Source organism: Syntrophotalea acetylenica, from assembly GCF_001888165.1.
GTDB lineage: Bacteria > Desulfobacterota > Desulfuromonadia > Desulfuromonadales > Syntrophotaleaceae > Syntrophotalea > Syntrophotalea acetylenica.
The window spans coordinates 597,246-620,981 of sequence record NZ_CP015455.1; the positions used below are offsets into that span (position 1 = coordinate 597,246).

20 protein-coding genes are annotated in these 23,736 nt (G+C 57.2%); 8 read left to right on the plus strand and 12 right to left on the minus strand.

The genetic code is table 11. The annotated features are described in order from the left end of the window. Nucleotides 1–51 precede the first annotated feature (51 nt). A complete protein-coding gene (locus tag A6070_RS02780) occupies nucleotides 52–1,824 on the plus strand; it encodes a B12-binding domain-containing radical SAM protein (protein ID WP_072286955.1) in 1,773 nt (590 codons plus the stop codon). Nucleotides 1,825–1,833: 9 nt separating this feature from the next. Here the strand turns inward: A6070_RS02780 and A6070_RS02785 are convergent, their stop codons facing one another. The 4 genes from A6070_RS02785 to A6070_RS02800 form a co-directional block, all read right to left on the minus strand. After that, on the minus strand, nucleotides 1,834–2,550 hold the full coding sequence (locus A6070_RS02785) for a lytic transglycosylase domain-containing protein (RefSeq protein ID WP_072286956.1): 717 nt from the start codon (nucleotides 2,548–2,550) through the stop codon (nucleotides 1,834–1,836). A 181-nt stretch (nucleotides 2,551–2,731) separates the two neighbouring features. Then, nucleotides 2,732–3,859: a metallophosphoesterase gene (locus A6070_RS02790; protein WP_072286957.1), complete on the minus strand. Its 1,128-nt coding sequence runs from the start codon at nucleotides 3,857–3,859 to the stop codon at nucleotides 2,732–2,734. Nucleotides 3,860–3,935: 76 nt separating this feature from the next. Then, nucleotides 3,936–4,295, minus strand: a complete 360-nt coding sequence (locus A6070_RS02795; RefSeq protein WP_072286958.1) for a sulfite exporter TauE/SafE family protein — start codon at nucleotides 4,293–4,295, stop codon at nucleotides 3,936–3,938. Between the two features lie 10 nt (nucleotides 4,296–4,305). Next, nucleotides 4,306–4,590: a hypothetical protein gene (locus A6070_RS02800; RefSeq protein WP_072286959.1), complete on the minus strand. Its 285-nt coding sequence runs from the start codon at nucleotides 4,588–4,590 to the stop codon at nucleotides 4,306–4,308. Between the two features lie 760 nt (nucleotides 4,591–5,350). On the opposite strand from A6070_RS02800, the gene A6070_RS02810 reads away from it, so the two are divergent. The 5 genes from A6070_RS02810 (at nucleotide 5,351) to A6070_RS02830 (ending at nucleotide 12,591) form a co-directional block, all read left to right on the plus strand. Then, nucleotides 5,351–7,753 carry a glycyl radical protein gene (locus A6070_RS02810; protein ID WP_072286961.1) on the plus strand — a complete coding sequence of 801 codons (2,403 nt, stop codon included), beginning with the start codon at nucleotides 5,351–5,353 and terminating at the stop codon, nucleotides 7,751–7,753. 148 nt (nucleotides 7,754–7,901) lie between these two features. Continuing rightward, the gene (locus A6070_RS02815; RefSeq protein WP_072286962.1) at nucleotides 7,902–8,873 is read left to right on the plus strand and encodes a glycyl-radical enzyme activating protein; all 972 of its coding nucleotides are present in this window, start codon (nucleotides 7,902–7,904) and stop codon (nucleotides 8,871–8,873) included. A gap of 747 nt (nucleotides 8,874–9,620) precedes the next feature. After that, nucleotides 9,621–10,268, plus strand: a complete 648-nt coding sequence (locus tag A6070_RS02820; protein ID WP_072286963.1) for a response regulator — start codon at nucleotides 9,621–9,623, stop codon at nucleotides 10,266–10,268. Between the two features lie 127 nt (nucleotides 10,269–10,395). Next, on the plus strand, nucleotides 10,396–10,818 hold the full coding sequence (locus A6070_RS02825; protein WP_072286964.1) for a response regulator: 423 nt from the start codon (nucleotides 10,396–10,398) through the stop codon (nucleotides 10,816–10,818). Nucleotides 10,819–10,914: 96 nt separating this feature from the next. Beyond that, entirely contained in the window at nucleotides 10,915–12,591 is a 1,677-nt protein-coding gene (locus A6070_RS02830) for a PocR ligand-binding domain-containing protein (RefSeq protein WP_072286965.1), read from the plus strand. Nucleotides 12,592–12,709: 118 nt separating this feature from the next. Here A6070_RS02830 and A6070_RS02835 read toward each other — a convergent pair whose 3' ends face one another. From A6070_RS02835 to A6070_RS02870, 8 genes are all read right to left on the minus strand, one after another. Continuing rightward, nucleotides 12,710–13,303, minus strand: a complete 594-nt coding sequence (locus tag A6070_RS02835; protein ID WP_072286966.1) for a hypothetical protein — start codon at nucleotides 13,301–13,303, stop codon at nucleotides 12,710–12,712. Then, nucleotides 13,275–14,090 carry a ParA family protein gene (locus tag A6070_RS02840; RefSeq protein WP_072286967.1) on the minus strand — a complete coding sequence of 272 codons (816 nt, stop codon included), beginning with the start codon at nucleotides 14,088–14,090 and terminating at the stop codon, nucleotides 13,275–13,277. The genes A6070_RS02835 and A6070_RS02840 overlap by 29 nt, the downstream gene beginning before the upstream one ends. Nucleotides 14,091–14,129: 39 nt before the next feature. Next, nucleotides 14,130–14,708, minus strand: a complete 579-nt coding sequence (locus A6070_RS02845) for a hypothetical protein (RefSeq protein ID WP_072286968.1) — start codon at nucleotides 14,706–14,708, stop codon at nucleotides 14,130–14,132. 19 nt (nucleotides 14,709–14,727) lie between these two features. Then, a complete protein-coding gene (locus tag A6070_RS02850) occupies nucleotides 14,728–15,243 on the minus strand; it encodes a 4-vinyl reductase (RefSeq protein WP_072286969.1) in 516 nt (171 codons plus the stop codon). A 9-nt stretch (nucleotides 15,244–15,252) separates the two neighbouring features. Further along, on the minus strand, nucleotides 15,253–16,029 hold the full coding sequence (locus A6070_RS02855; RefSeq protein WP_072286970.1) for a DUF4388 domain-containing protein: 777 nt from the start codon (nucleotides 16,027–16,029) through the stop codon (nucleotides 15,253–15,255). Between the two features lie 65 nt (nucleotides 16,030–16,094). Beyond that, on the minus strand, nucleotides 16,095–17,438 hold the full coding sequence (locus A6070_RS02860) for an FIST signal transduction protein (protein WP_072286971.1): 1,344 nt from the start codon (nucleotides 17,436–17,438) through the stop codon (nucleotides 16,095–16,097). A 237-nt stretch (nucleotides 17,439–17,675) separates the two neighbouring features. Then, nucleotides 17,676–18,275: an acyl carrier protein phosphodiesterase gene (locus A6070_RS02865; RefSeq protein ID WP_072286972.1), complete on the minus strand. Its 600-nt coding sequence runs from the start codon at nucleotides 18,273–18,275 to the stop codon at nucleotides 17,676–17,678. Between the two features lie 47 nt (nucleotides 18,276–18,322). Further along, entirely contained in the window at nucleotides 18,323–19,585 is a 1,263-nt protein-coding gene (locus A6070_RS02870; protein ID WP_072501948.1) for a M23 family metallopeptidase, read from the minus strand. A gap of 337 nt (nucleotides 19,586–19,922) precedes the next feature. Here A6070_RS02870 and A6070_RS02875 point away from each other — a divergent pair, with 337 nt between their 5' ends. Both A6070_RS02875 and hrpB read left to right on the plus strand, forming a co-directional pair. Further along, complete coding sequence (locus A6070_RS02875; RefSeq protein ID WP_235605399.1) at nucleotides 19,923–21,065, plus strand: M20/M25/M40 family metallo-hydrolase; 1,143 nt, start codon at nucleotides 19,923–19,925, stop codon at nucleotides 21,063–21,065. A gap of 139 nt (nucleotides 21,066–21,204) precedes the next feature. Beyond that, nucleotides 21,205–23,712, plus strand: a complete 2,508-nt coding sequence (gene hrpB / locus A6070_RS02880) for an ATP-dependent helicase HrpB (RefSeq protein ID WP_330220598.1) — start codon at nucleotides 21,205–21,207, stop codon at nucleotides 23,710–23,712. Nucleotides 23,713–23,736 lie beyond the last annotated feature (24 nt).

The following is a 23,736-nucleotide window of genomic DNA, read 5'->3' on the forward strand; positions in this document are numbered from 1 at the left end:
GACAGGTGATTTCAAATTCCGTGCGGCCCATTTTTCGAAAGCGCATTGCTGATGAACCTTACTCTTGTTTCCATGCACATCGAACCGTCGTCGCGTGCCGTGCCCCTGGCATCGGGGATGCTGGCTGCCGCACTCAGGCAGGCCTTTCCGTTGGGATTGACAACTTGTCTCATCGATTTTTTCCTGATGCAGGAGTCTGCCGAGTGCGCAGAGCTGGTTCTGGAGCAAGCCCCCGATGTGGTTGGCCTTTCGGTTTACACATGGAATCGCGACAAATTGCTGGAACTGGCCGGAGCGCTGAAAACCTTTCAGCCGGGGGTGGTCATTTTCGCCGGCGGGCCCGAGGTGACGGCGGATCCATCGGTCATTGCGGGGCACCCGGCGATTGATTTCGTACTGCCGGGGGAAGGTGAGCGGCGGGTCGTGGAGGTCCTTCACCTGCTGCAGCAAGGGGAAGAGCCTCTTCAGGTCGGCGAATGGCCGGATGCCGGTACGGTGGAGGATCTCGCTTCCCTGCCATCTCCTTTTCTGACCGGAGTTCTGCCGCCGGAGCGATACCCCGGCCTGTTGTGGGAGTTGTCGCGAGGCTGTCCATTTCATTGTGATTTCTGTTTTGAATCCCGCGGCAGTGATCGGGTGCGGCGTTTTCCCGAACAGCGTCTGCGGGCCGAGCTGGAGCTGTTCGCCACAGCCGGCGTGCAACAGCTTTTCGTCCTCGATCCAACCTTCAACTTCGATGCGCAGCGGGCCAAAAACCTGTTGCGCATGATGGCACAGGTCGCTCCGCATATCCATTACACCCTGGAGGTGCGCGCCGAATTTATCGATGAGGAAATGGCTGGCCTGTTCGCTGACATCAACTGCGCATTGCAGATCGGACTGCAAAGCGCTGATCCTGCGGTGCTCGCCAGGGTTCACAGGCACATCGATCCGGCCGATTTTGCCGAGCGCATCCTGCTGCTGCATGAAGCCGGGGTGGTTTATGGCTTTGATCTGATCTATGGCTTGCCTGGCGACAGTCTGCAGGGGTTTTTGTCCAGCCTCGATTTTGCCCTTGGTCTGCGTCCCAACCATCTCGATATTTTTCCTCTGGCGGTGCTCCCCGGCACGCGTCTGGCCGATAATGCGCGGAACCTTGGTCTCGAATACCAGACCTGTCCCCCGTATCGCCTGGTTTCTTCCCCGACCTTCAGCGCCGGGGATATGGCGCGTGCCGGCTATATAGCAGGCGTCTGTGATCTGTTTTACAATCGCGGCCGGGCAGTGCCATGGTTCGATCTGATACTGGAAAACCTCGAAATCAACGCGGCGCGGTTTTTCGAACGGCTGGCCGACGAGCTTCCCGAAGAGGAACCCGTCGGCGAGGCGCTCATTGCCTGGCAACAACAGGTTCTGAGAGAGATGTTCCTGTCCCAGGATAAACCGCTCGCTGCCGATCTGGCCGCCGATGTGGTGGCCTGGTTCGGCTTTGCGGCGGCATTGCAGTGTCAGGAGCTTGTGCCTGGCCCCGTGCCGGATGATCCGGGGCGGCTTTATTTGATCCCCGAAGGCCGCTTTGTCCGCTTCGGACGGGACCCCGAGGCATTGCTGGAGAAGCTGGAAATGGGGGTGACGGATTTCGATGTGGTGGCCATGCTGGTGCCGGAACAGCCCTGTGAGGCGTTGCTTTATCTGCATCAGGGGGAGGTGGCCCTGGGGGTATTCACGCCGCGGGAATGCGCATGGTTGCAGAGTCTGGCCGACGGCGGTTGCCGTCCGCAAGATGATGCGCTGGCGGAGTTTTGCGATGCGGCCCTGGCCGAAGGCGTGGTCCGGAAATCCTGAAACGGTGGGTCAGGCCTGTTTGATCCGCAGCAGATAGTTGCGGGTTTCCTCGGGCAAGCGTGCCAGTCCATGGCGGTCGACGTTGCCCATGCCCCAGTTGTAGGCGGCCAGAGCATGGTCGAGATCACCGTTGTATCGGTCGAGTAGTTGCCGCAGGTAACGGGTGCCGGCCATGATGTTCTGTTCCGGGTCGAACGGGTCGGTTACCCCGAGTTCCGCCGCCGTTGCCGGCATCAACTGCATCAGTCCCCGGGCGCCCGCGGGGGACATGGCCCGCGGGTCGAAGGCACTTTCGGTACGGATTACCGAACGGATCAGATCGGGAGCAAGGCCATGACGGGCGGCCGCACGCTCGATGAGGTGCTCCATGTCGGTGCGGCTATGGCTGCGATTCGATGGCGGGGCGCCAGATTCTGTCAACGGACCGCCCGGGGCTGGCGAACTGTCAAAAATCCGCCAATGTCCCGCGCCGGCCGGAAATTCCGCTTTGGGAAATTCCATAGCCGGAAGGACATCCTGGTCGGCGTCCTCCTCGGCAAAAAGGCTTCGTGCCAGTTTCAGCTGACAGCAGTGTATCTGCAGACTTGCCTCCTGCATCTGCCGGGCTTGTTCGGATTGTTGTTCCAGAAAAGTCCGCAGCCGGGTTTCGAATGCCCGGGTTGCTTTCCGGTCATTGGCTGGCCGGTGGGGCGTTGCAGTGACAGCGGGCCCAATTTTCAAGCTCATGGCGATCTCCTGAAGCAAAGGCATGACAGGGTACGGCGGACAGGTTGTCGAAACAAGATCTGCTGCGTTGATGGTTGATCCTGTGCGCAATCTGCCGAAATCCTGCAGGCAATCCATGCAGCATGCATGCCGGGTTTGCCGCTTGTACTGGACTGGACGGGGCTTTCGCTGCCATCCCGATTCAAGGACGGGCGGCGGGGACGATCTCGATCAGGGTGATTTCCGGAGGTGCGCCGATGCGCATGGGAGGCCCCCAGCTTCCGGTGCCGCGACTTGTGTAGAGCAGGCCGCCCCCGGCCAGGCGGTGCAAGCCGCTCTGCATGGGGTAGACAAGGCCGGTGAGATAGTTGAAGGGGAAGATCTGGCCGCGATGCGCATGCCCTGAGAGTTGCAGATCGAACAGGTCGGCCGTTGCCGCGGATACAACAGGTCGGTGCTTCAGCAGAATGCCGAATCGCTGCTTGACGGCGGATTCCGGAATGCGCAGCCTGGCGGCGGCCGACCCCACGGCCGGATCATCCTCGCCGGCCAGCAGCAGACGGTTGCCGATCAGCACAAAACGGTTGCGCAGCAGGGTGAAGCCGCTGCGTTGCAGAAAGTCGAGGGATTGTTGCAGGCCGGCATAGACTTCGTGGTTGCCGGTCACCGCAAATTTCCCCAGCGGGGGATCGATGGTGCGCCACAGGTCGCTGAGGCCGTCAAGATGGTCCATTTGCGCGTCCACCATGTCGCCGGTGACGACCAGCAGATCGGGTTTGAGTTCGTGTAAACGGGCGATGATCGGGCTAAGGGCCTTTTCCCGATGCATCAACCCCAGGTGCAGGTCGGAAATCTGTGCCAGGCGCACTGGCGGCGTGCCGGGCGGTAGCTTGTCGGACACCAGGGTGACCGGTTCGACGCGCAAACCGGCGGCTTCATAAAAACCGTACATGCCTGCGCCGAGGGTGGCCAGCAGGATGATCGCTGCGCTGGTCGGGCTGCGCGGTATCTTATGCCGGCTGGTGCGTCGCGTGCGGCTCAGGGTCATCCCCGGCAGCCGCCAGCAGAGGAGGGGCAACAACAGACAGCAGGCGATGAACAGCAAGCCCATCCAGCTGTAGGCGATCCAGGCCAGGATACGGGCCATGTCGAAATAGCCGGCACGGTCCAGCATACGCACTGCGATCGGCGCGACGAGCATCGGCAGCATCCAGCCGCGCAGCAGCCAGGCGGTGCCGGGCCTGCGGGACAGCAGCGGTGCCATTCCCCACAAAAACAGTGCGTGCATGGCGCCGTAAATTCCCAGAAAAACCATAATGAACCAGGACATGTTCACCTCCGCAACGAACCCTGCTGCCATGCGGCCCTGGTCTTTGCTGCTGCCGAACCGCCGATAGCGCCTGGAGCTATTTCTTGAAAAACAGATAAATGGCCAGACCGAGAAGCACGCAGGCGAAGATCCGCTTGAAGCTGGCCGTCGATACATGTTCCAGCAGGCGCGCGCCCAGTTGGGCGCCGAGCACCCCGCCTACGCCAAGCAGAATACCGATCCGATAGTCGACATTGGCCAGTCTGTTGTGCGCCGCCAGGGCCGACAGGGAAATAATCAGGATGGCCAGAAACGAGGTGCCCACCGCCTTTTGCGCGGGATATCCCAGAAACAGCAGCAGCGGCACCATCAGGAAGCCGCCGCCCAGCCCTGTAAAAGATGCACCGATGCCCACCAGAACGCCGAGCCCTGCCAGGACAAAATGTTGAGCAGTCATGGCACGCTCCTTAATCATGTACCGGGCGAGTTTGCCATTCTTCGTCCACCACGGTCACCCGGCCGAGAAACCCGTAGCTTACCATGGTCATCTTGACGGTGTCCTTGGTGGCGGAGCCGACGATGAAGTTGGTGTAGTCGAGATCGCCGAAACGCTCCTCCTGCTGCTCGTCAGTGTAAAAGGCTTGTTCGGGCCACTGGCCGGAGATCGCCTCCCGATGGTCGTTGATATCCGGATTGGTATAGGCGGCATAGCCCAGACCAGCAGCCAGCAACAGCAGAATAAGTTTATTCACGATTTTTTCCTCCCTTTTCCCGATGCATTTTCAGTGAACATTTTTTGCCGTAGCGGATCGCCAGGTTTGCAGCCGGTGTGGCCCTGCCTGAAAATCCGCTTCCCCTGAAGCTGGCATATTACATCCTGCTGGCGGAAAAGGTCCATCCCGAACAAAGGGATGACACATGGAATGGCTCAAAGGATATATTCCGGTGACAATGCTTCCACTGGCCGGGACCTACCCCGTGCCGGGCAAGCAGGTCAGTGGCGCTTGGCGGGCCGGTGAGGTGACAGGCATCAGGGGCAAGCTGCCATGCGCCGCGGCCAGCCCCCCCTTTCCCTCTCTTTCGAGATAAAACTCTGTTATACTGTTGTGGTTCCCTGGCTCGTATCCATCCGGAAACCATGGATGGACGCAAGCTGCTGTCAACATGTTGAAAGCACGGTGCAATTCAGTCCGGTTTGTTTCTTGCGGCATCACAGGGTGATCACCCATCCCTCGAAAAAGCCCCCTATGAGGGATGCCAAAGGCCCCCTTTGAGCGATTTTCATCGCATAAAAGCTTTGTTACAAATAACCTGCGCGCAAAAAAAACAGATTTTTGGCATCCGAAATGAAACATTTGTTTATTTGCCGTCGCCAAGCCCCCTTTGAGGCGGCCGTGGTGCTGGCGGTTCCAACACAGAATGGCCGCTTTCCTGTAAAACCCGGCGTCCAAACGGGGCGCAAAATGCACGTGGCGTTGTCCGTCCGATCTCTTTTTGTCAAAGGAGAAAGTCATGTCCCAAAAGCAAACTGTTCAGATCAATTCCGCCGTGGCCGAACATGGGCCGTCAAACCGTGTGGAGCAGGTCAAGGCCCGCTTCCTTACCCAAACTCCTGAAATCTGCCCCGAACGAGCCCGTTTGATTACCCAATCCTACAAGGAAACCGAGGCCCTGCCGATGCATCTGCGTCGTGCCAAGGCTCTGGAAAAGATTCTGGCCGGCATGTCGATTTTTATTGAAGACGATGAGCTGATCGTCGGCAATCAGTGCAGCAAGCCTCGTTCGACCCCGATTTTCCCGGAATTTTCCTGTAAGTGGCTGGAAGACGAACTCGATCGTCTGGCCAAACGCAAGGCGGATGTCTTCCTGATCAGCGAAGATACCAAGGCCGTCCTGCGGGATGAGATTTTTCCCTACTGGGCCGGTAAAACCAACCAGGAATACGCCACGTCCCTGATGACTGCCGAGGCGCTTGCCGCCCAGACCGCCGGGGTGTTCACCGTGGGCAACTATTATTTCAACGGCGTCGGCCACATCTCCGTCGATTATAAAAAGGTTCTCCACAACGGCCTCAACGAGATTATCGCCGAAGCCGAAGCGGCCAAGGCGAAGCTTGATTTTGCCGATCCGGAAGATATGAAAAAAGGGCAGTTTCTCGATGCCGTGATTATCAGCAACAAAGCGGTCATTGCCTTTGCCAACCGGTTTGCCGCCGAGGCCGAGCGCCTGGCCGCCGGTGCCGATGCCGCCCGCAAGGCCGAGTTGCTTGAAATTGCCCGGATCTGCCGCAAGGTTCCGGCGCAGCCGGCGGAAAGCTTCTACGAAGCTCTGCAGTCCTTCTGGTTTATCCAGCTGGTGATCCAGATCGAGAGTAACGGCCACTCCATTTCGCCGATGCGTATGGACCAGTACCTCTATCCCTTCTATGCCGCCGATAAGGCAAACCTCGGCGCCGAAAAGGTTCAGGAACTGGTCGACCTGCTGTGGATCAAGATGGCCGGTATCAACAAGGTGCGCGACGAAGGTTCCACTCAGGCCTTCGGCGGGTATCCCATGTTCCAGAACATCATCGTCGGCGGTGTCAATCGTCACGGCGAGGATGCCACCAACGAGCTGTCCCTCATTATGATGCAGGCAACCGCCAACACCGCTCTGTATGGCCCTTCGCTTTCGGTACGAATTCATGAAGGGACGCCGACGCTGTTCTGGAAAAAAGCCGCCGAGGTGTCACGCCTGGGTCTCGGCATGCCCGCCTGGTATAACGACCGGGTCGTCATTCCCGGTTTGCTGTCCCGCGGCCTCACCCTTGAGGATGCTCGCGATTATGGCATCATCGGTTGTGTCGAGCCGCAGGTCGGCGGCAAAACCGAAGGTTGGCACGATGCCGCGTTTTTCAGCATGGCCAAGGTTCTGGAGCTGGCCCTGAACAACGGTTACGATCCCATGGGCAAGGTACAGTTGGGTCCGCAAACCGGTTCGATCCAGGATTTCAAGAGCTTTGACGATGTGGTCGGCGCCTACAAGAAGCAGATGGCCTATTTCGTCAAACTGCTGTGCCATTCCGATAACGCCGTCGATCTGGCCCACGGTAAAAACGTACCCCTGCCATTCCTCTCCGGGATGGTAGAGGATTGCATCGGCCGCGGCAAAGCGGTTCAGGAAGGCGGCGCCATCTACAATTTCACCGGTCCCCAGGGGGTCGGCGTGGCCAACGTCGGCGATTCCCTGGCCGCGATCAAAAAGTTCTGTTTCGATGAGCAGATCATTTCTCTGCCTGAACTCAAGGCGGCCATGGACAAGGATTTCGAAGGCGCCGAAGAACTGCGCCAGATGCTGGTGAACCGCGCACCGAAATACGGCAACGATGACGACTATGCCGACGAAATTGCGGTCATGGCTACTGATGTCTACTGCGCCGAAGTACAGAAATACCGCAATCCGCGCAACGGCATTTTCCAGCCGGGTCTTTATCCGGTATCGGCGAACGTGCCTCTGGGCGCGGTGGTTGCGGCCACGCCCGACGGACGCAAATGTGGCCATCCGCTGGCTGATGGTGTTTCGCCACAGGGCGGTTTCGACATCTCCGGTCCGACGGCCACCGTGTGCTCCGTGGCCAAGCTGGACCATATCGTGGCATCCAACGGCACGCTGCTGAATCAGAAATTCTCCCCCGATTCACTGGCCGGCGACGACGGTCTGCAAAAACTGATCGCCGTTACCGACACTTTCTTCAAACGGGGCGGATTCCACGTACAGTACAATGTCGTGTCGCGCCAGGTGCTGGAGGATGCGCAGGCCAATCCCGAAAATTATCGCGGACTGGTGGTGCGTGTCGCCGGCTACAGCGCCTTCTTCACGGTTCTGGACAAGTCGATCCAGAATGACATCATCAGTCGTACCGAGCAGGTAGCCTGATGCCCGAAAACCGCGGGGAGGGTTACCCTCCCCGCAATCTCTTGATTTCTTTGCCACAACGAAAAATAGCTCGTTTTCCATATGAAAATTACGCTGGATCCATCTGGAGTTTCCGGATGGGGACTATTAGCGGAAAGATGGTCAGACTATGAACTGGACAGACAAACTGTACGATTTCGATGCATTGCAGGAACCCGGATGGGAGCCCCGCGGACTGGTTTTCGACGTGCAACGGTTCGCTATCCATGACGGGGGAGGCATTCGCACGAATGTGTTCATGAAAGGCTGTCCCCTGCATTGCCTGTGGTGTCAGAATCCGGAATCGATCCGCTGGGAACAGGACATCAGCTTTATTGAAACCCATTGCATCCAATGTCGGAAGTGCATCGAGGTCTGCCCGGTATCGGCCATCAAGACCGATGAAACGGGGCAACGTGTCACGGGCATCGATACCGGGAAATGCACACTCTGCGGGGCCTGCTTCAAAACCTGCTACGCCGGGGCCATCAACATCATCGGCCGATGGGTCAGCGTCGACGACCTGGTGGCGATGGTGAGCAGGGACCGGGATTTTTACATCGCTTCCGGCGGTGGCGTGACCTTCAGCGGCGGCGAACCGACAGGGCAACCCAAGTTTCTTCTGGCGGCTTTGCAAGCCATGCAGCAGCTCGGATTGCACACGGCGGTGGAGACCTGCCTGCATGTGGCCCCGGAACAACTGGAGCCGATTTTATCCCATGTGGATCTGTTGCTGACCGATATCAAGCACATGGATGCGGATGTTCACCGGGAATTGACCGGCATGCCCAACGATCTTGTTCTGAAGAATTTCAGGCACATCTCACAGTTGAATATCCCGGTTCGGGTACGCATTCCCCTGATCAGTGGCCTTAACGATAGCTTGGAGAGTCTGCAGCAGACGGCTGATCTGATCGCCTCCTGCAAAAATGTTCTGGGAGTGGATGTCCTTCCTTACAACAGGCTTGGCATAAGCAAATGTCGGCAGCTCGGCTGTGAATATCAGCTGGCGGACCTGGCGCCACCGCGACGGGAAACGGTCGAGAAAGTCGCCGGGTTTTTCCGCAGCGTGATCGATGATGTTACCATCGGGGGTATGTAGGAAAATATTGCCCTTCGCAAAACGCCAAGGCGTCCGCCTGCGAAAGGACAAAACGGTGTCCAGGGGGCAGATCGGACGCTATTTGGATAGCACCTCTTTAAATCAGGGTTAGGGCGCGGCAAGCTTTGGCGTATGGCCGCTTTCAGTTGAACTGAGTTTATTTCAGGGTTTCAGTTGCCGTTTTGGGCTTGCGGGTTCGCAGGCCTTTTTTTTTATGCGCGGGAAAAGCTGCATGGAAAATCTGGCACATATCCCTTTCTTCCCCGTTTGTGCCCGTGCATGACGGGAAACGGATTTGGAAAAAAAGTATAAATTCAGCTATATAGGAAAACAAACAGTCTCCCGAACGGCATGCCCTGGCGCAAACACAGTGTGTTTTGAGCGCGGCTTGTTCTGCCGTCGGGTGTGGCAATGGAAGCTGGCGGACTGCGGCGTCGGAGTGGCGGGCTTGAGCCTTGAGAGAAAATACTTTATAGTGGTGTATACGCGGTAAGCAGGCAGGCAAGGGCAGGTTTTTTTGAGGCTGCAAACGGATGAGGCAATTTTTCGGAATTGACATTGTAATCTCGTTTCTCTGCGCCGGAAGTTCCGCGTTTTTTGATCTTGGCCCTGATTTTATTTGCATGGTTAAATATTACTGAAGAGGCAAGGTCACGATAGTGGCCTTTTTTATTTTGTCGTACTCCTGTCGTGAACGCTGCGGAACATCCTTCCATTCGTACAATTGTTTTTTGCCGGGGAGTTCATATGAAATCGGCTGTGCATGAGCCCGTAAAGGTATTTTTGGTGGACGATCATCCTCTGCTGCGCACAGGGTTGCGGTTTACCCTTGATGGCATGCAGGATCTCGATCTGATCGGGGAAGCTTCCGACGGATTTGAAGGGGTTGAAAAGATTCTGAAGGATCCACCGGACATCGCGTTGATCGATATTGACCTGCCGGGCATTTCCGGGATTACCGTAATCGAAATGGTTAAAAAAAAGCTTCGCAATATCAAGATCATCGCGCTTTCTTCATACTCGGAAAAAAGCTACGTGAGCGGTGCCATGGAGGCGGGAGCCGATGGATACATGCTCAAGGCCATCAGCATCACGGCGCTGGTCGATTTTCTCAGGGAATTTGCGCGGGGGGAAAACCCCGTTTCGCCCTATTTGCTCGATATGGCGGGGTCCGCCGGTGTCGAGGAGGAATCGGAACCGGTTCATATAACCCCGAGGGAAGAGCAGATTCTCAACCTCATTGCCGGAGGGAAAAGCAACAAGCAAATTTCCAGCGAGCTTTTTTTGAGCATTGAGACGGTCAAAACCCATATCAAAAAGATATTCACCAAGCTGGAGGTTAAAAGCCGACTGGAGGCCGTGGCCGTGGCCCGGAACCTTAAAATCATTGAGTAAATCACCAAACCAGCGGGCGACCCTTTTTGGGGGATCATGATCGTGGATATTTTGGGCGTTCGTGTGGTTGATTCAAAAAGTCGCGTTTGATGGGTGCTTTGGGCCGGCAGTGTCGGAAAGGATGTGTATGGCTGAGACAAGGATAAGGGTTTTTCTGGCCGATGATCACCCTTTGATTCGCACCGGTTTGTCGTTGGCTTTTGAGGATGATCACAAGGTTGCCATCATCGGGACCGCCGATAACGGCTGCGATGCCGTGGCAAAAATCGAAAAACTGCGGCCGGATATCGTTCTGATGGACATCGATATGCCAGGCATATCGGGCATATCGGCCATAAAAGCCTTGCGGGAAAAGTTCCCTGCCATGCTGTTTCTGATTCTTTCAACCTATAATGATCGCAGCTACCTGGAGGACTCCCTGGACGCGGGGGCCAATGGATATCTTTTAAAAACCATCGGGATAGAATCGTTGGCGAATCTGATTGTCGACATTTCGGATAACAAGGAAGTGAGCTCGCCGTACCTTCTTTATCTGAACAGAGACAGATAATCGATGGAATGACGAATGAAACTAAATTTGATTTTTTTATTGTTTGCAACTCAGTGTCGTTAAAACACAGGAAAAGATCGTTTTGCAGAGGATCGGATGAAAAAAACCCTTAACCTTCTCGATTTGGTGGATAAAGAGACGCTGGACGAAATTCTCGATGCCTTTAACGAGGTCTGTGGTATCGGTTCGGTAATCGCCGATGTCGAAGGGCGGCCCTTGTCGGGGGAACAGAATTTTACAAGGTTCTGTGCTAAATATTGCCGCGGTACGGAAGATGGCCGCAAAAAGTGCTATGCCAGCGACGCTTTCGGTGGCGAGATGTCCCTTAAGCAACAGGAGCCGTACGTTTATAATTGCCTTAATTCGGGGCTGGTCGATTGTGCAACGCCGATTATTGTAGAAGGCTACCACCTCGCCAACCTGAACGGCGGCCAGGTACTGGAAGAGCCGATACCGAAGGAGGTCGCCATCGCGCGAGCCAAGGCCATCGGCATCGAGGACATCGACGGCTATCTGGAGGAATTGGACAGGATCCCTTTTGTTACCAAACCCAAGTTGCAGAAAATCGTAAAATTCATGGCCGTTATCACGCGTACCCTGAGCGATATGGCCATGCAGAAATATCTGCTGGCCAAACAGTCCAAGGAATACCTCAATAAACTGGTCGACAGCGTCTCCGACTGTATTTTTGCCATCGATGTCAATTTCCGCATCACCATGGTCAACAAGATTTGTCACGATGCCTTCGGTTTTGAAGACGGGCGGCTTTACGGCAAAAACTTCTGTGATCTTCTGGACCCGCCGGAAAAGATTCTGGAATGCAAAAGCAAACTGGATCAGGGTGAAGAAGATAATTTCCGTGTGGAGATGGAAGGCGTCAGTGGTGACGGCAGCAAGTTTCCCGCTCAGGTCTCGATCTCCCGGATCAATGATGAAGGTGGTGAGGTTGCCGGCTACGTGGCCATTCTGCGCAATATTACCGAAGAGAAACGGCATGAAAAAATGAAGCAGGATTTGGTGGCCATGCTCAGCCATGACATGCGCAACCCCATCTCTGCCATCAACAAAACCCTTGAACTGCTTTCCACGGAACGCATCGGCACGATTAACCATAAACAGGAACATGTGATTCGTCTGGCCTCCAATACCAACGACCAGCTGTGCAGTATGGTGAACTCTTTTCTGGATATCTTTCGGGAAGAAAACACCAATTTTCAACTCAACAGGACCGAGTTCGATCTGAATGCCGTCATCAACGACTGTATCGAAGAACAATCCCTGTTGCTGGCCGATAAGCAGCTCAAGGTGCGCCACGCGACCGACCGGGAATGCCTGCCTGCATCCCTCGACCTGATTCGCATGAAGCGGACCATTACCAATCTCCTTTCCAATGCCATCAATTACAGTGTCACCGGCGGTCTGATCAGCGTCAGGAGCAGGAAGGTGTTAGGCAGGAATCGGGATCTTTGCAGGATCCTGAAGCCCAGCGTGGTGGATCGCGTTTCGGCCAATCACAAATATCTCTGGATAATGGTGAAGGACCAGGGATATGGTGTGCCTGAAGAATTTCAGGATGCGATTTTTGAAAAGTTTTTTACCGTGGAAAGCAAGGAAGGGTTGGGGCGGCGTGGAATCGGCCTGGGGCTGGCCTTTTGCAAACTGGTTACCGAATCTCATGGTGGCGTAATTTTTTCCCGGACTCCTACAAGCAAACCCTTGACCCAGAAAACGCCCGGTTGCGAATTTCATCTGGTGTTGCCGGCATCGGCTTAGAAAAGACCGCAACACCGGCTTTGATTTTGTGTATGGAGTCGGGCTTTGTCGCGCGTTGCAGGTGACAAAGGCCTTTTTCAGTCGGAGGCCTGGCGGGCTGTTTTCGGAGCCGGAAGAATCAATTCATGGAGGGCAGGCTTTTGACAATATGCTTGGATATGGATGGTTTCAAGATGTTGTAGGCGGGGTCCGGAGCCACCAGCCCGACAATGAAATATTCATTATTCTGAACCGGTGTGATGAAACCGACCAGTCGACGTTGGTTGAAATCGAGATCGATCCATAAAAGCTTGCCCGCCTCCGGATCGATGCGTTCCAGTTGATCCATGGTGAAGACCAGTTCGGCGCCGGTGCATTCGAAACCGTGACTGGGAATCCTTCCGCGGGTGGCGATAATGAAACCCTGGGAATCGACCACGAAGGCGGCTTCGGCGCTGGTGATGCCGATGCACCAGGCGATGCAGCTTTCCCAGTCGGGAAAATTTTCCGATGGCTCGGTAAGCGCCGGTCGGGTCTTTTCGGCCGAAACGGTTTCGGTCGGCCTGGTTGCTTGCTCGCCATTTCCGGGTTTCTGAACCGGCATCAGCCGCACGTAAGGTCGGGTGTCGGTTGGCTGGTCTATTTTGGAAGCCGGCTTTCTGGTCGGCGCCATGGCGTCGAGCAGTTGCCGGGCGTAGGACAGATTATATGAGTTCACGTTGCGGTCTTTCATCGTCGGCTCCCATATCGCCACCCAGGTTCTGGATGATGGTTTTGATTTCCGTGGCCAGCATCTCGAATCTTTTGGCTTCCGGAGGGCAGCGCCCCTGCAGGAATGCCACGGGCAGGCCTTTTTCGCTGGCAAGATGAAAAATATCGGTTCGCGGTATGTAGGTTTCCAGAACCCCGTGCAGGGATGACCATGCCGTGCTCATGATGTTGAAGGAAACGTCCTTCTGCAGCTGAACCATGACTGCCAGGATGCCGATCAGGTGCAGTCTCCGGTTTTCGTTTTCCCTGATGTGCTGAAGGACATGCAACGTCTGGGAGATGGCACGCAATGCCAGAGGCTCCGCCTGCAACGGGAGCAGCGCATGTGTGCTTGATGCCAATGCGGCGCGCGTGACGGACCCAAGGCCGGACGGTGTGTCGACGATGATGTAGCGGAATTCCGCATCCACTTCGGCGATAATGTTCTGCAAGGCATCGGAGCAGCGCAGGACATTTTCGTAAATATCGATGTCCAGGGGATCCAGCCGGCCTCTTGGCAGAATCGACAGCTGCGGCAGCCGGGTTTGAAGCATGACCTCGTTCAGTGGCGCTTCATCCACGATATGTTCCGCCAGCCCGCGCCAGTCGGTATCGTTGCGTGCCAGGGAAAAGCCGATGGCGCCCAGGGGATCAAGGTCCAACAGCAGGGTGCGCTCCCCCGATTCCGCCAGGGCAACGGCCAGGTTCAAGGCGACCGTGGTCTTGCCTGTGCCGCCTTTGGAGCTGACGATGGAAATCGTATTTGCCATTTTTTCACCACATGTCCGCCGGATCGGGCCGGCCGGTTGTTATTTCCTGGTGACGATGAATTCTCCGAAGGAATCGCCCGCTTCCAGGCCCTTGGTCTGCTTGCAGACAAAGGTATTCATGCCGTCAGGGTACGGATCGGCGTAGGCCAGTTCGAAAAATGCCTGGTTCAGTCCGCGCAGCATGTAGGCGCGCAATCCTGCCCCCGGACTGTCCGCTTCGTAATAATCGAAAGCCCGGACAATCATCCGCTGACCTTCCTTAAGTTGCACTATACCCGACTTGGCCCATCCCCAGGCGGTGAAAGCGGCAAACGCCCCTCGCAGGATATCTTTTTCTCCTTCGGTGACCATCGGCATCACCACTTCGCTGAAAATCTCCGAGGTGATGATTCCGCAACCTGTGTGATAGCCGCATTCGTAGGCAGCCCTGACCAGTCCCGCTTCGACTTCTTCCTTGCGTTCCGGGGCGGCGGCGAGCAATCTTTCCGTCAGGCTGTTCAGCAATGCCACCGGCAACAGGTTGACCAGGACTTCGTATTCGGGGATCAGACCCTGTTCGTTGCTCTGCACGTTAACCTTGGCCAAAGCCTTGACCACATCGTTTCGCATGACCGTCATAATAATGGATTCTCCTTGTTCAGGCCGCCTCAACGGTGAAGACGCTTTGCTGTTCGCCGGTAACCATGCCCTGGAGTTCGGTGACCTTGTAACCGCGGGCGGGACGTTCGAAAAGGGCACCAAACACGGCTGCGACATACCCACGGGTGAAATGATTTATCGGCTTATGGTATTCGCCCCACTTCATGAGCCATCCTTCGTCTATGTGGGATCGGAGCAGACATGCTTCTCCGGATTGCGCGGTGCCGCTGATGGTTATTTTGCCCAGGCCGAAAGCGGAAAAGTAACCGGTGCATATCTCCTGCTTTTCCTGGATGTCGGAGATGCCGTTTTTCTGGAAATAGTCATCGAACATGACGCGCATGGCATCCTCCACCGCATCGGCCAGGATCTGCGGGCCACCGACATCGTCCAGATCCTCGGCCAGCTTGGTGACCAGGGTAAGGTAATGGTGGCTGTGCATGACAACCGGGTGGCCGTTGAGAGAGTGGCGGTAGGTATCTGGAGCAAGGGTGAAATCGAGCTTGAGCGGCATGGGTCCCTCCTAGAATGACAATCCGAGTTCCTGGAACAGCTTTTTGGTTTTGTGGCGGATGATGCCCAGACTGGAAGCATCCGGAGTGACTATCGCGGCGACGGCATCGCCGACCGGTCTGCACATGATGACAGCACGGCCATATTCGATGAACATGTCCTGATAGCAACTGATGTTGAGTTCGCTCCCCATTTCCTCGATGCCATTGATGGCATGTGCGAGGGAAGCGCCAAGCTCGTCGATATTGATGCGCGCGCTGCTGCCCGCCGATTCGATGACAAAACCGTCGCGGCCCACGACAACCACGGCATCGATGCCGGGAATCGTCAGCAGATCGTTCATGACATCCGTCGATTCTCTCGTTGTTTGTTCCATGGATGTACTCCCTTCTTCAGACGCGGATGCGTAGTTGTGCACGGAATCGCCGCCACGGTTATCCAGACGCACAATGGCTTCGAGGATAGCGTGCTGAACGGGCAGGCCGATGGTCGTTTCCAGGGGGGCGATTCCAGGCAGGTAATAAAAGGTTCCCCGTTTCCAGTCGAGCAGGGCGGCGATGCCGTCGAGCCCGGTTTTTTCTCCGGCCCGCGCCGAAAGGATTTCCCCTTTGGCGAAATAGATCATCCCCTCGTCATTTTCCGGATCGCGCATGACGCGAATCGCACCGCTTCTGGAGCTTGCCGCCAGAAACTGCAACAGGTCGGATATCGTGGTTACCGAAAGGTCGCCGTGCAGGCTCTTGTCATCGGAACCTCCGGCAAGAGTCAAGCTATCGGAAGCTGTCATGGAAAATCCCTCCTTGCTATAAGGGAAGCATCGGTACTGGCTTTGGCAAAAACCGGCTCCGGATATTATCCGAATACCAGCATGGTCGCTGTCTGATTGATATGTCCGATGTATTGCTCGCCATAGGTGCTGAAACCGGCAGTCGGGATGCCTTCAAACAGTTTGCCGTAGGCGTCGGTCAGGTTCTGCTGGCGCAGATCGAGGGTGCGGAGGATGCAGTCGAAGTCGAGGATCCCGGAAATGCGGCCAAGTTTTTGGCGGGCTTCGGCAATGGCCCGCGCGGTGTCCCCGAGCATGTCGGCGGATTCCAGCAGGGACAGTTCCATGTCTTCCTTGATGCTGCAATAAAAGTACATGGAGTCGCCCTGGATGCGTTGCGGGCTGCGTACGAACGGCTCGCCTTGAACGATGAGACCGACCGGATGGCGCATGAAGCATTGACTGATCCTGTCGCTGGATACCCCGACTGCTTCGGCGTAAGCCTCGATTGCCGGCCGGTCGTTGAACTGCAGGACTTCTCGGCGCGATTCGTTGGCTTTGGAGACCCTGAGGGTTTTTCCCAGAAGACGGAAACTCTGGGTTTTGACAAAGGAAAAATCAACGCTTGGTTTGAGCAGGGCCAGCAGCGCGGCATTTTTGTAGGCATGACCGTTGGCGTAGACGTAGGTTCCGGAAAATTGCAGATCGTCGCCCGCCGATCCGCCGATAAAGGGGACATTGGTCAAATCGCCGAGAGTTTCCATCAGGGTTTCTTCCATGCCTGTCAGACCGTCGATCAGCAGAATGCCGACATGGCGCGCCGGGTCCATCGCTGAAAGCGGTTGCCCGAAGTGGGCATCGAAGCAGGCCACGGCCTGTTGAATGGCATTTGGGTCGCCGAGATTCCTGACAACCTCGATTTTGAAATCCTGAAGCATGTCGGTGGAGAAGGCCATCGCCACGATCGCGTCCGAAAGCATTTGGCCGCTGGTGATTTCGCCGGCGGTGGAACAACCGAAGACCTGCGCGCCGGGAAACGCCTCCTGCATATAAAGCGACACGGTTTCCGGCGCATGTTTCATTGCGGCGAAGAAAATCACCAGGCGGGGGGATGCCGGCGCGAGCTGTTTTCGTAGGTCCCGCACGCAATCGGCGGTGTCCGGGTGGGTGGAAAACCCGGTACGTATCTTCCCGTTGGCGGATGCCGGCCGGATCGCACCGGTTTGCGGGGGGCCGGCCGGAGCGAAGGATCTCATCATGCTTTCGAGTTTGGCGATGATCGCGGGATCGTCCGGTGAATCGGCGGAGAACCTGGCCGGATTGATGCCTTTGAGGATCATTTTGGTTTTGATCACGCGTGCGAGCATGGGATTGTTGCTTGCGTTTTGCTCAAGAATGGAATGGATCATTTTTTGAATTTTTCCTGCCATGAAACGCCTCCTTATAAAGGTATGCTTTTCATAAAGCCTTGTTAAACAAGTATGTTGCGGCGCTGACGAAAAAACGCAGGGCTGGTCCTTTTGAACGGTGCAGGGAAACGCTGCGGAAACTGCCGCATGCTGATTTTAAGACAATGTTTTATCGTTAATATATTAAATTAAAGGTTTGTGTCAATAGATTAAATAGTTTTCTAAATAAAAACTATGAATTAGGGTGTTCCGCTGGACTCAGTGTAAAATGCCAGGATGGGAGATTGGGACGGGATGAAAAAACAGTTGCGTTTCCATCATGAAGGCGGAGAAATCGGCTTCGAGCCCCTGTCGATGGCGCATCAGCTGCTTGGTGCCATCGGCCAGCAGATTGGCGCGGCTCAGGCGACGGGAGAGGCGTTGCAGGATGATTTCAATGTGGTCGAGATGGCGTAACGACACCAGCCAGTTTGCGGCCAGCATGCGTGGCAGCTGCCTGCGCAGGGCGTTCGGCAGGAGGTTGGGGTTGTCCTTTACCAGGCGGTAAATGGATGCGGCAAACTGTTCAAGGGGCTGGGGGTGATAGATTCGCCAGTTTTGTGCCAGGAAATGATCGTAGGCAATGTCGACCAGAATGCCGCGGCAAAGCCCGAGGTCCGGGTTCAATCGCTGCTTGCTGCGCCGAAAGGCGGCAGAAGTCTGAGCAAAACTGTCGAGTCTGCGATGGTGGATGATGCCCTGAAGGACGCCCGCCGGCAGATTCCGGTCGAGGCGTCCCTTGATGTAGTCACCGATCAGGGCCCCCAGGCGCGCGTCGGGAAGCGGATCAACCAGGTAAAGGTGCAAAAGATGGTTCACGCTGTCTTTCCGTTTTATTCATGCATTTCCGAGGACAGCAGCAGGCTTTAATTGGTACGCAGCAAATCTGCTTCGAGGCCGGAGTGGTGATTACCGACCAGCGCAGCGGTTTGTACCGGCTGACTGCCTTCCAGGCGGGCGGTCAACTGTGCGACGGTCCGTTTGAAGTCCGGCAGGTGCTGAGCCGATACCGGTGCCGATGGCGGTGTTTTGATCTTGAGCGGATTCAGCGCCACGCCGTTTTTATACATGCGGAAGTCAAGGTGCGGACCGGTGGAAAGGCCGGTCGTGCCGACATAGCCGATCACTTGTCCCTGCCTGACTTTTACCCCTCTTTTGATGCCGCGGCCGAAGCGGCTCATATGGTTGTACATGGTCTCCCATCCGCCAGGGTGGCGAACCTTGACACAATTGCCGTTGTAGCGTTTGAAGGCGGCAAAGGTTACCGTGCCGTCTCCCACGGTTTTTATGGGGGTGCCGGTCGGCGCCGCATAGTCGATGGCCGGGTGGGGGCGTACTTTTTTGGTGATCGGGTGCCGCCGACGCATGTTGAATCCTGAGGAGATGCGGGAGAACGACAGCGGTGCCTTCAAAAAGGCTTTGCGCAGGCTGCGCCCGTTTTCGTCGTAATAGGCCGCCGGTTGATTTCCGTCCTTGAAAAGGTAGGCGCTGTAGGGTTGCCCCTGATTGGTGAACCGGGCCGCGAGAATGCGGCCGTAGCCGGCCGGAGTGCCTTCGCGGAAGCGTTTTTCCACCAGAGCCTCAAACGCGTCGCCTGGCTGGATGTCGCGGATGAAGTCGATGTCCCAGGCAAAGATGTCGGCCAGGGATATGGCGAGAACCTCATTCTCGCCGCTTTGAACGATCGATCCGAAAAGGCTCGAGTCGATGACGCCGGTGACCAGGTCGGTGATAACCTCGTATTCGATGGGTATCTTCCGGGCTACGAAACTGCCGCCCTCCCGGCAAACCACAAGCTGATCCTCGCGGTCGATATCGTAAGTGAAACTTATGAATTTGCCGTCGGCAAGGCGCAGCGCGTAGGATTGTCCGGCGGTCAGTCGGGACAAGGGAAAAACCGGCTTGGTTGCCTGGTTGAGTATGTGAATCTGCTGCGGAGTGAAGATGTCGGCAAGCAGCGACGTGATGGTGTCCCCGGGCTGGATGACGCCCTTGACGGTTTTTTGCGCAATGACCCGAGTCTGCTCGTTCGCGGTCCTGGCAGCCTGCTCCCCGTTGCTGGTCTGCCGGTTAGAACCGGTTGCGCCGAACCAGAGGCCGCCGAGAAGGCCGGCAACGACCCCCCCCACAGGAGCGCTTTTTTAGTTGTGAAACGGTTGGTTTTCAGTTTCGGGAAACGTCGTGGTGGTTGAATATCATGCAACATGTCACTCTCTTTGGTTTTGTTTTGCTCGGGATGGTGGAGGGGCCGCCGATGCAGTGCATCCATGGCCCGGCCAGAATCACATGGCATGCTAACAGGTTCTGCACATCGTTGTCCAGAAATTCGACAGCAAGCAGGAAGAAGTGCAAGGCCGTTGCCAAAATTTGGCCAATGGTCTATTTATGTAAACGGGCGATTTGCAGGCTGCCGGGAGAGTTTCCTGTCCGGCCTGCGCGGTTGCTGACTCCATCGAAGGCAGGGACATGGTCATGGTGAATGTGGAACGTTTGAAAAAGGAATTTGCGCGGCAGGCCGGCATTGCCAGTCCGTCTTTTCGGGAAGGGGAGATTTCCAGGTATCTGGTCGAACGCTTTCGCAGCCTGGGAATGTCGGTTGTCATGGACGATGCCGGAAGCGCCATCGGCAGTGAGAGCGGCAATATTATCGCCAGGTTGCCGGCCAGCGGCAAGGATTGTGAACCATTGCTGCTGTCGGCGCACATGGATACGGTGGTGCCGGCCGACGGGGTGCGCCCGGTATTGGTCGACGGCATTTTCCGAAGCGCCGGCGATACTGTTCTCGGTGCGGACGACAAGGCCGGTCTGGCCGAGATCGTCGAGGCTCTGGAAATCGTGAAGGAGCAGGGCGTCCCTCATGGCATCATCGAGGTCGTTGTAACCGTGTGTGAGGAAAAAGGGTTGCTCGGCGCCAAGCATCTTGACTACTCCAAGGTCGTCTCGCGGCGCGGACTGGCTCTCGACACTTCCGGGACCGACAGGGTCATCAACACCGCTCCGGCTGCCAACAAAATGCGTTTTGTTATCACCGGGCGCGAATCCCATGCCGGCATTGATCCGGAAAAGGGAGTGTCGGCGATTGTTGCCGCCGCCACAGGGATTGCGGCGATGCGCCTGGGGCGCATCGATTATGAAACCACCGCCAATATCGGCACCATCCAGGGTGGGTCGGCGACTAATATCATTCCACGGCAAGTTGTTCTCGAAGGCGAGGCGCGCAGCCACGACCCCGCCAAACTTCAGACCCAGACGGAGCATATGCTGGCATGCTTGCGGGATGCGGCACAGGCGTCCGCGCGCAGTATCGGCGGGGAGCAGGTTTCCGTGTCTGTCGAGACGCAGATCGTGAGCGATTATCCCTGTATGGCGGTGTCGCCGGATGCGGACATTCTACAACTTGTGGAAAGGGCGGCCAGACAGCTGGATCGCGTGGTGGCGTTGTGCGATGGCGGTGGGGGCAGCGATGCCAATATCTTCAACGCACATGGCATCGAGACGGTCATTATCGGCACCGGTATGACCGATGTGCATACCGTCGCCGAATCGGTGCATGTAGCCGACATGGTAAGGGTGACCGAATTGCTGGTCGAAATTATTCGTCTGGCATGATGACCGGCAATTGCGACAACAGACCGGCAGCAGCCTTTCCGGTTTCTTTTCGGCAGAAAAGCCCGCCTTGTGTAAAACCGTTGTTTCACCTGTTCATTGCGCATAATCCTCATCTGCTATGAATGCAAATCGTCGTTTATTGCCTATCGACAGTGTTGTCGATGAATTGCGAAAGGCCCTTCAAAAAGCGCCCGCAGTGGTTCTGCAGGCCGAACCGGGGGCCGGAAAAACCACCCGCGTGCCTCTGGCGCTGCTGGATGAGCCCTGGCTGCAAAACAAGCGGATTCTCATGCTGGAACCCCGGCGCCTGGCCGCCAGCAACGCCGCCCGTTATATGGCGGCGTGCCTGGGCGAAGCGGTTGGCAACACGGTCGGCTATGCCATTCGCTTCGACCGGCGTGTTTCGGCCGCCACGCGCATCGAAGTTGTTACCGAAGGTATTCTTACCCGTCGGTTGCAGTCCGATCCGACGCTGGATGGCGTAGGGCTGGTGATCTTTGACGAATTTCACGAACGGAATCTGCATGCCGATCTGGCGCTGGCCCTGTGTCGGGATGCGCAATTGGGGCTGCGTGACGATCTGAAGCTGCTGATCATGTCGGCGACCCTTGATGTCGATCCGGTTTCCCGTCTACTGGGCAACGCGCCGGTGCTGCGATGCCCCGGGCGTTGCCATCCGGTCGAAATCTGTTACATGCCCAGGGACCCCGCAGGGCCTCTGCCGGAGGTAGTGGCGCGGGCGGTGCGGCGGGCCTTGGGGGAAATCGAAGGCGACATCCTGGTGTTTCTGCCGGGGGCCGGCGAAATTCGCCGCTGCCAGGAAATACTCCGGAAGGAGCCGGCTGCTGGCGAATTGCTGGTCCTGCCTCTGTACGGCGAATTGCCCTTTGCCGAACAGGAAAGAGCGTTGCTGCCGGGAAGGCAGCGCAAAGTGGTGCTGGCAACCAACATTGCCGAGACAAGCCTGACCATCGAAGGTGTGCGGGGGGTTGTCGACAGTGGCTTCATGCGGCAGGCCCGGTTCCATGCAGGATCCGGTCTGCCACGCCTGACCACTGTGCGTATCGCCGCCGCCAATGCCGATCAGCGCGCCGGACGCGCCGGCCGTCTGGGGCCGGGGCGGTGTTACCGTCTCTGGAGCGAAGCGACGCAAGGGGCCATGCTGCCGTTCATGCCTGCGGAAATTCGCACGGCCGATCTGGCGCCGCTGGCATTGGAGCTGGCCTGCTGGGGTGTGACGCAGGCCGCCAGTCTGTGCTGGCTGGATGCACCGCCGGCCGGGGCGCTGGGCAATGCCAGGGATTTGCTGAGGCTGCTTGGCGCACTTGACAAAAAACATCGCCTGACCGCCAGAGGCGAAGCCATGGCGAGGCTTCCTGCCCATCCCCGCATCGCCGCGCTACTGTTGCGCGGTATGGAAATCGCCAGCCTGCCTCTGGCCTGTGATCTTGCGGCTCTTCTCGAAGAGCGGGATTTGCTGAAGGGGCTGTCACCCGCCGCGCAGGTCGTGGACAGCGATCTGCAGCCCCGGCTGGATGCGCTGTACGCTTTTCGCGCCGGTCAACCCCTGGAAAACGGCGTCGATAAGGCAACCTGTCGCGTTGTGGATCGCACCGCCAGGGCCTGGCGGCAGCGCCTGCGGACAGACTGCGATGCGCTGCAGGGCGACAGTGATACGCTGGCGATCCTGTTGCTGGCGGCTTATCCGGATCGTGTGGCGCGGCGTCGTCCGGCCGATTGCCGACGCTATCTGATGGTCAACGGGCAGGGCGGCTGCCTGTCTCCGCGCAGCGGGGTGGGGGATGCGGAATTCATCGTGGCGGTCGATGTGGGGGGAGGGCGTGGCGCAGACGCCATGATCCGCCTGGCCAGTACCGTTACGCGCTCCCGCCTTGAAACGGAATGCGCGGGACACCTGGTCTGGAGGCAGCGGGTTTTCTGGGATGCCGGGCAGAACAAGGTGGTGGCTCGTAAAGAATATGGATTCGGTGCGTTACTGCTTGACGAACGTCCTGCTCAGGCCGACCCTGCGCAGGTGTCGGCCGCGCTGCTTGACGGCCTGCGTCAGCTTGGTCTGGCGGCGCTTCCCTGGAGTCCCGCCGCTGTCCAATTACGCTGGCGGGTGATGACCCTGGCGCGGATTTTTCCAGAGTTGCCCTGGCCGGACTGGTCCGAAGGGGCCCTGCTTGCCGAACTGGACGATTGGCTCGCTCCCTGGCTGGACGGGATGCGCTGTCTGGAGGATGTTTCCCGACTGAATCTTTCGACGGTTCTGCTGGCCCGCCTCGATTGGCGCCTGCAGCAAGCGCTCGAAAAGGAGGCTCCGACCCAGTTGGCGGTCCCGAGCGGCCATCGGGTGGCCCTGGAGTACCGATCGGAAGGCCCGCCGGTGCTGGCGGTCAAATTGCAGGAATTATTCGGTCTGGCAGAAACGCCGTGCGTGGCGGGCGGGCGTCTGGCGGTACAATTGCAGCTCTTGTCCCCGGCGCGACGACCGGTTGCCGTTACCCAGGATCTGCGCAGTTTCTGGGAGGAGGGCTACCCCGAGGTCAAGCGGGAACTGGCGGGGCGCTACCCGAAGCATCCCTGGCCCGCGGATCCCTGGAAGGCTGTGCCGACCCGTTCTACAAAAAAAGCCATGCCCTGAAAAGCCAGGCTTTCCAGGGCATGG

Excerpts from the sequence above, each read along its gene's own strand:
- A6070_RS02780 (WP_072286955.1), top strand. The coding sequence starts at position 52 with ATGAACCTTACTCTTGTTTCCATGCACATCGAACCGTCGTCGCGTGCC.
- A6070_RS02785 (WP_072286956.1), bottom strand. The coding sequence starts at position 2,550 with ATGAGCTTGAAAATTGGGCCCGCTGTCACTGCAACGCCCCACCGGCCA.
- A6070_RS02790 (WP_072286957.1), bottom strand. The coding sequence starts at position 3,859 with ATGTCCTGGTTCATTATGGTTTTTCTGGGAATTTACGGCGCCATGCAC.
- A6070_RS02795 (WP_072286958.1), bottom strand. The coding sequence starts at position 4,295 with ATGACTGCTCAACATTTTGTCCTGGCAGGGCTCGGCGTTCTGGTGGGC.
- A6070_RS02810 (WP_072286961.1), top strand. The coding sequence starts at position 5,351 with ATGTCCCAAAAGCAAACTGTTCAGATCAATTCCGCCGTGGCCGAACAT.
- A6070_RS02815 (WP_072286962.1), top strand. The coding sequence starts at position 7,902 with ATGAACTGGACAGACAAACTGTACGATTTCGATGCATTGCAGGAACCC.
- A6070_RS02820 (WP_072286963.1), top strand. The coding sequence starts at position 9,621 with ATGAAATCGGCTGTGCATGAGCCCGTAAAGGTATTTTTGGTGGACGAT.
- A6070_RS02825 (WP_072286964.1), top strand. The coding sequence starts at position 10,396 with ATGGCTGAGACAAGGATAAGGGTTTTTCTGGCCGATGATCACCCTTTG.
- A6070_RS02830 (WP_072286965.1), top strand. The coding sequence starts at position 10,915 with ATGAAAAAAACCCTTAACCTTCTCGATTTGGTGGATAAAGAGACGCTG.
- A6070_RS02835 (WP_072286966.1), bottom strand. The coding sequence starts at position 13,303 with ATGAAAGACCGCAACGTGAACTCATATAATCTGTCCTACGCCCGGCAA.
- A6070_RS02840 (WP_072286967.1), bottom strand. The coding sequence starts at position 14,090 with ATGGCAAATACGATTTCCATCGTCAGCTCCAAAGGCGGCACAGGCAAG.
- A6070_RS02845 (WP_072286968.1), bottom strand. The coding sequence starts at position 14,708 with ATGACGGTCATGCGAAACGATGTGGTCAAGGCTTTGGCCAAGGTTAAC.
- A6070_RS02850 (WP_072286969.1), bottom strand. The coding sequence starts at position 15,243 with ATGCCGCTCAAGCTCGATTTCACCCTTGCTCCAGATACCTACCGCCAC.
- A6070_RS02855 (WP_072286970.1), bottom strand. The coding sequence starts at position 16,029 with ATGACAGCTTCCGATAGCTTGACTCTTGCCGGAGGTTCCGATGACAAG.
- A6070_RS02860 (WP_072286971.1), bottom strand. The coding sequence starts at position 17,438 with ATGGCAGGAAAAATTCAAAAAATGATCCATTCCATTCTTGAGCAAAAC.
- A6070_RS02875 (WP_235605399.1), top strand. The coding sequence starts at position 19,923 with ATGGTCATGGTGAATGTGGAACGTTTGAAAAAGGAATTTGCGCGGCAG.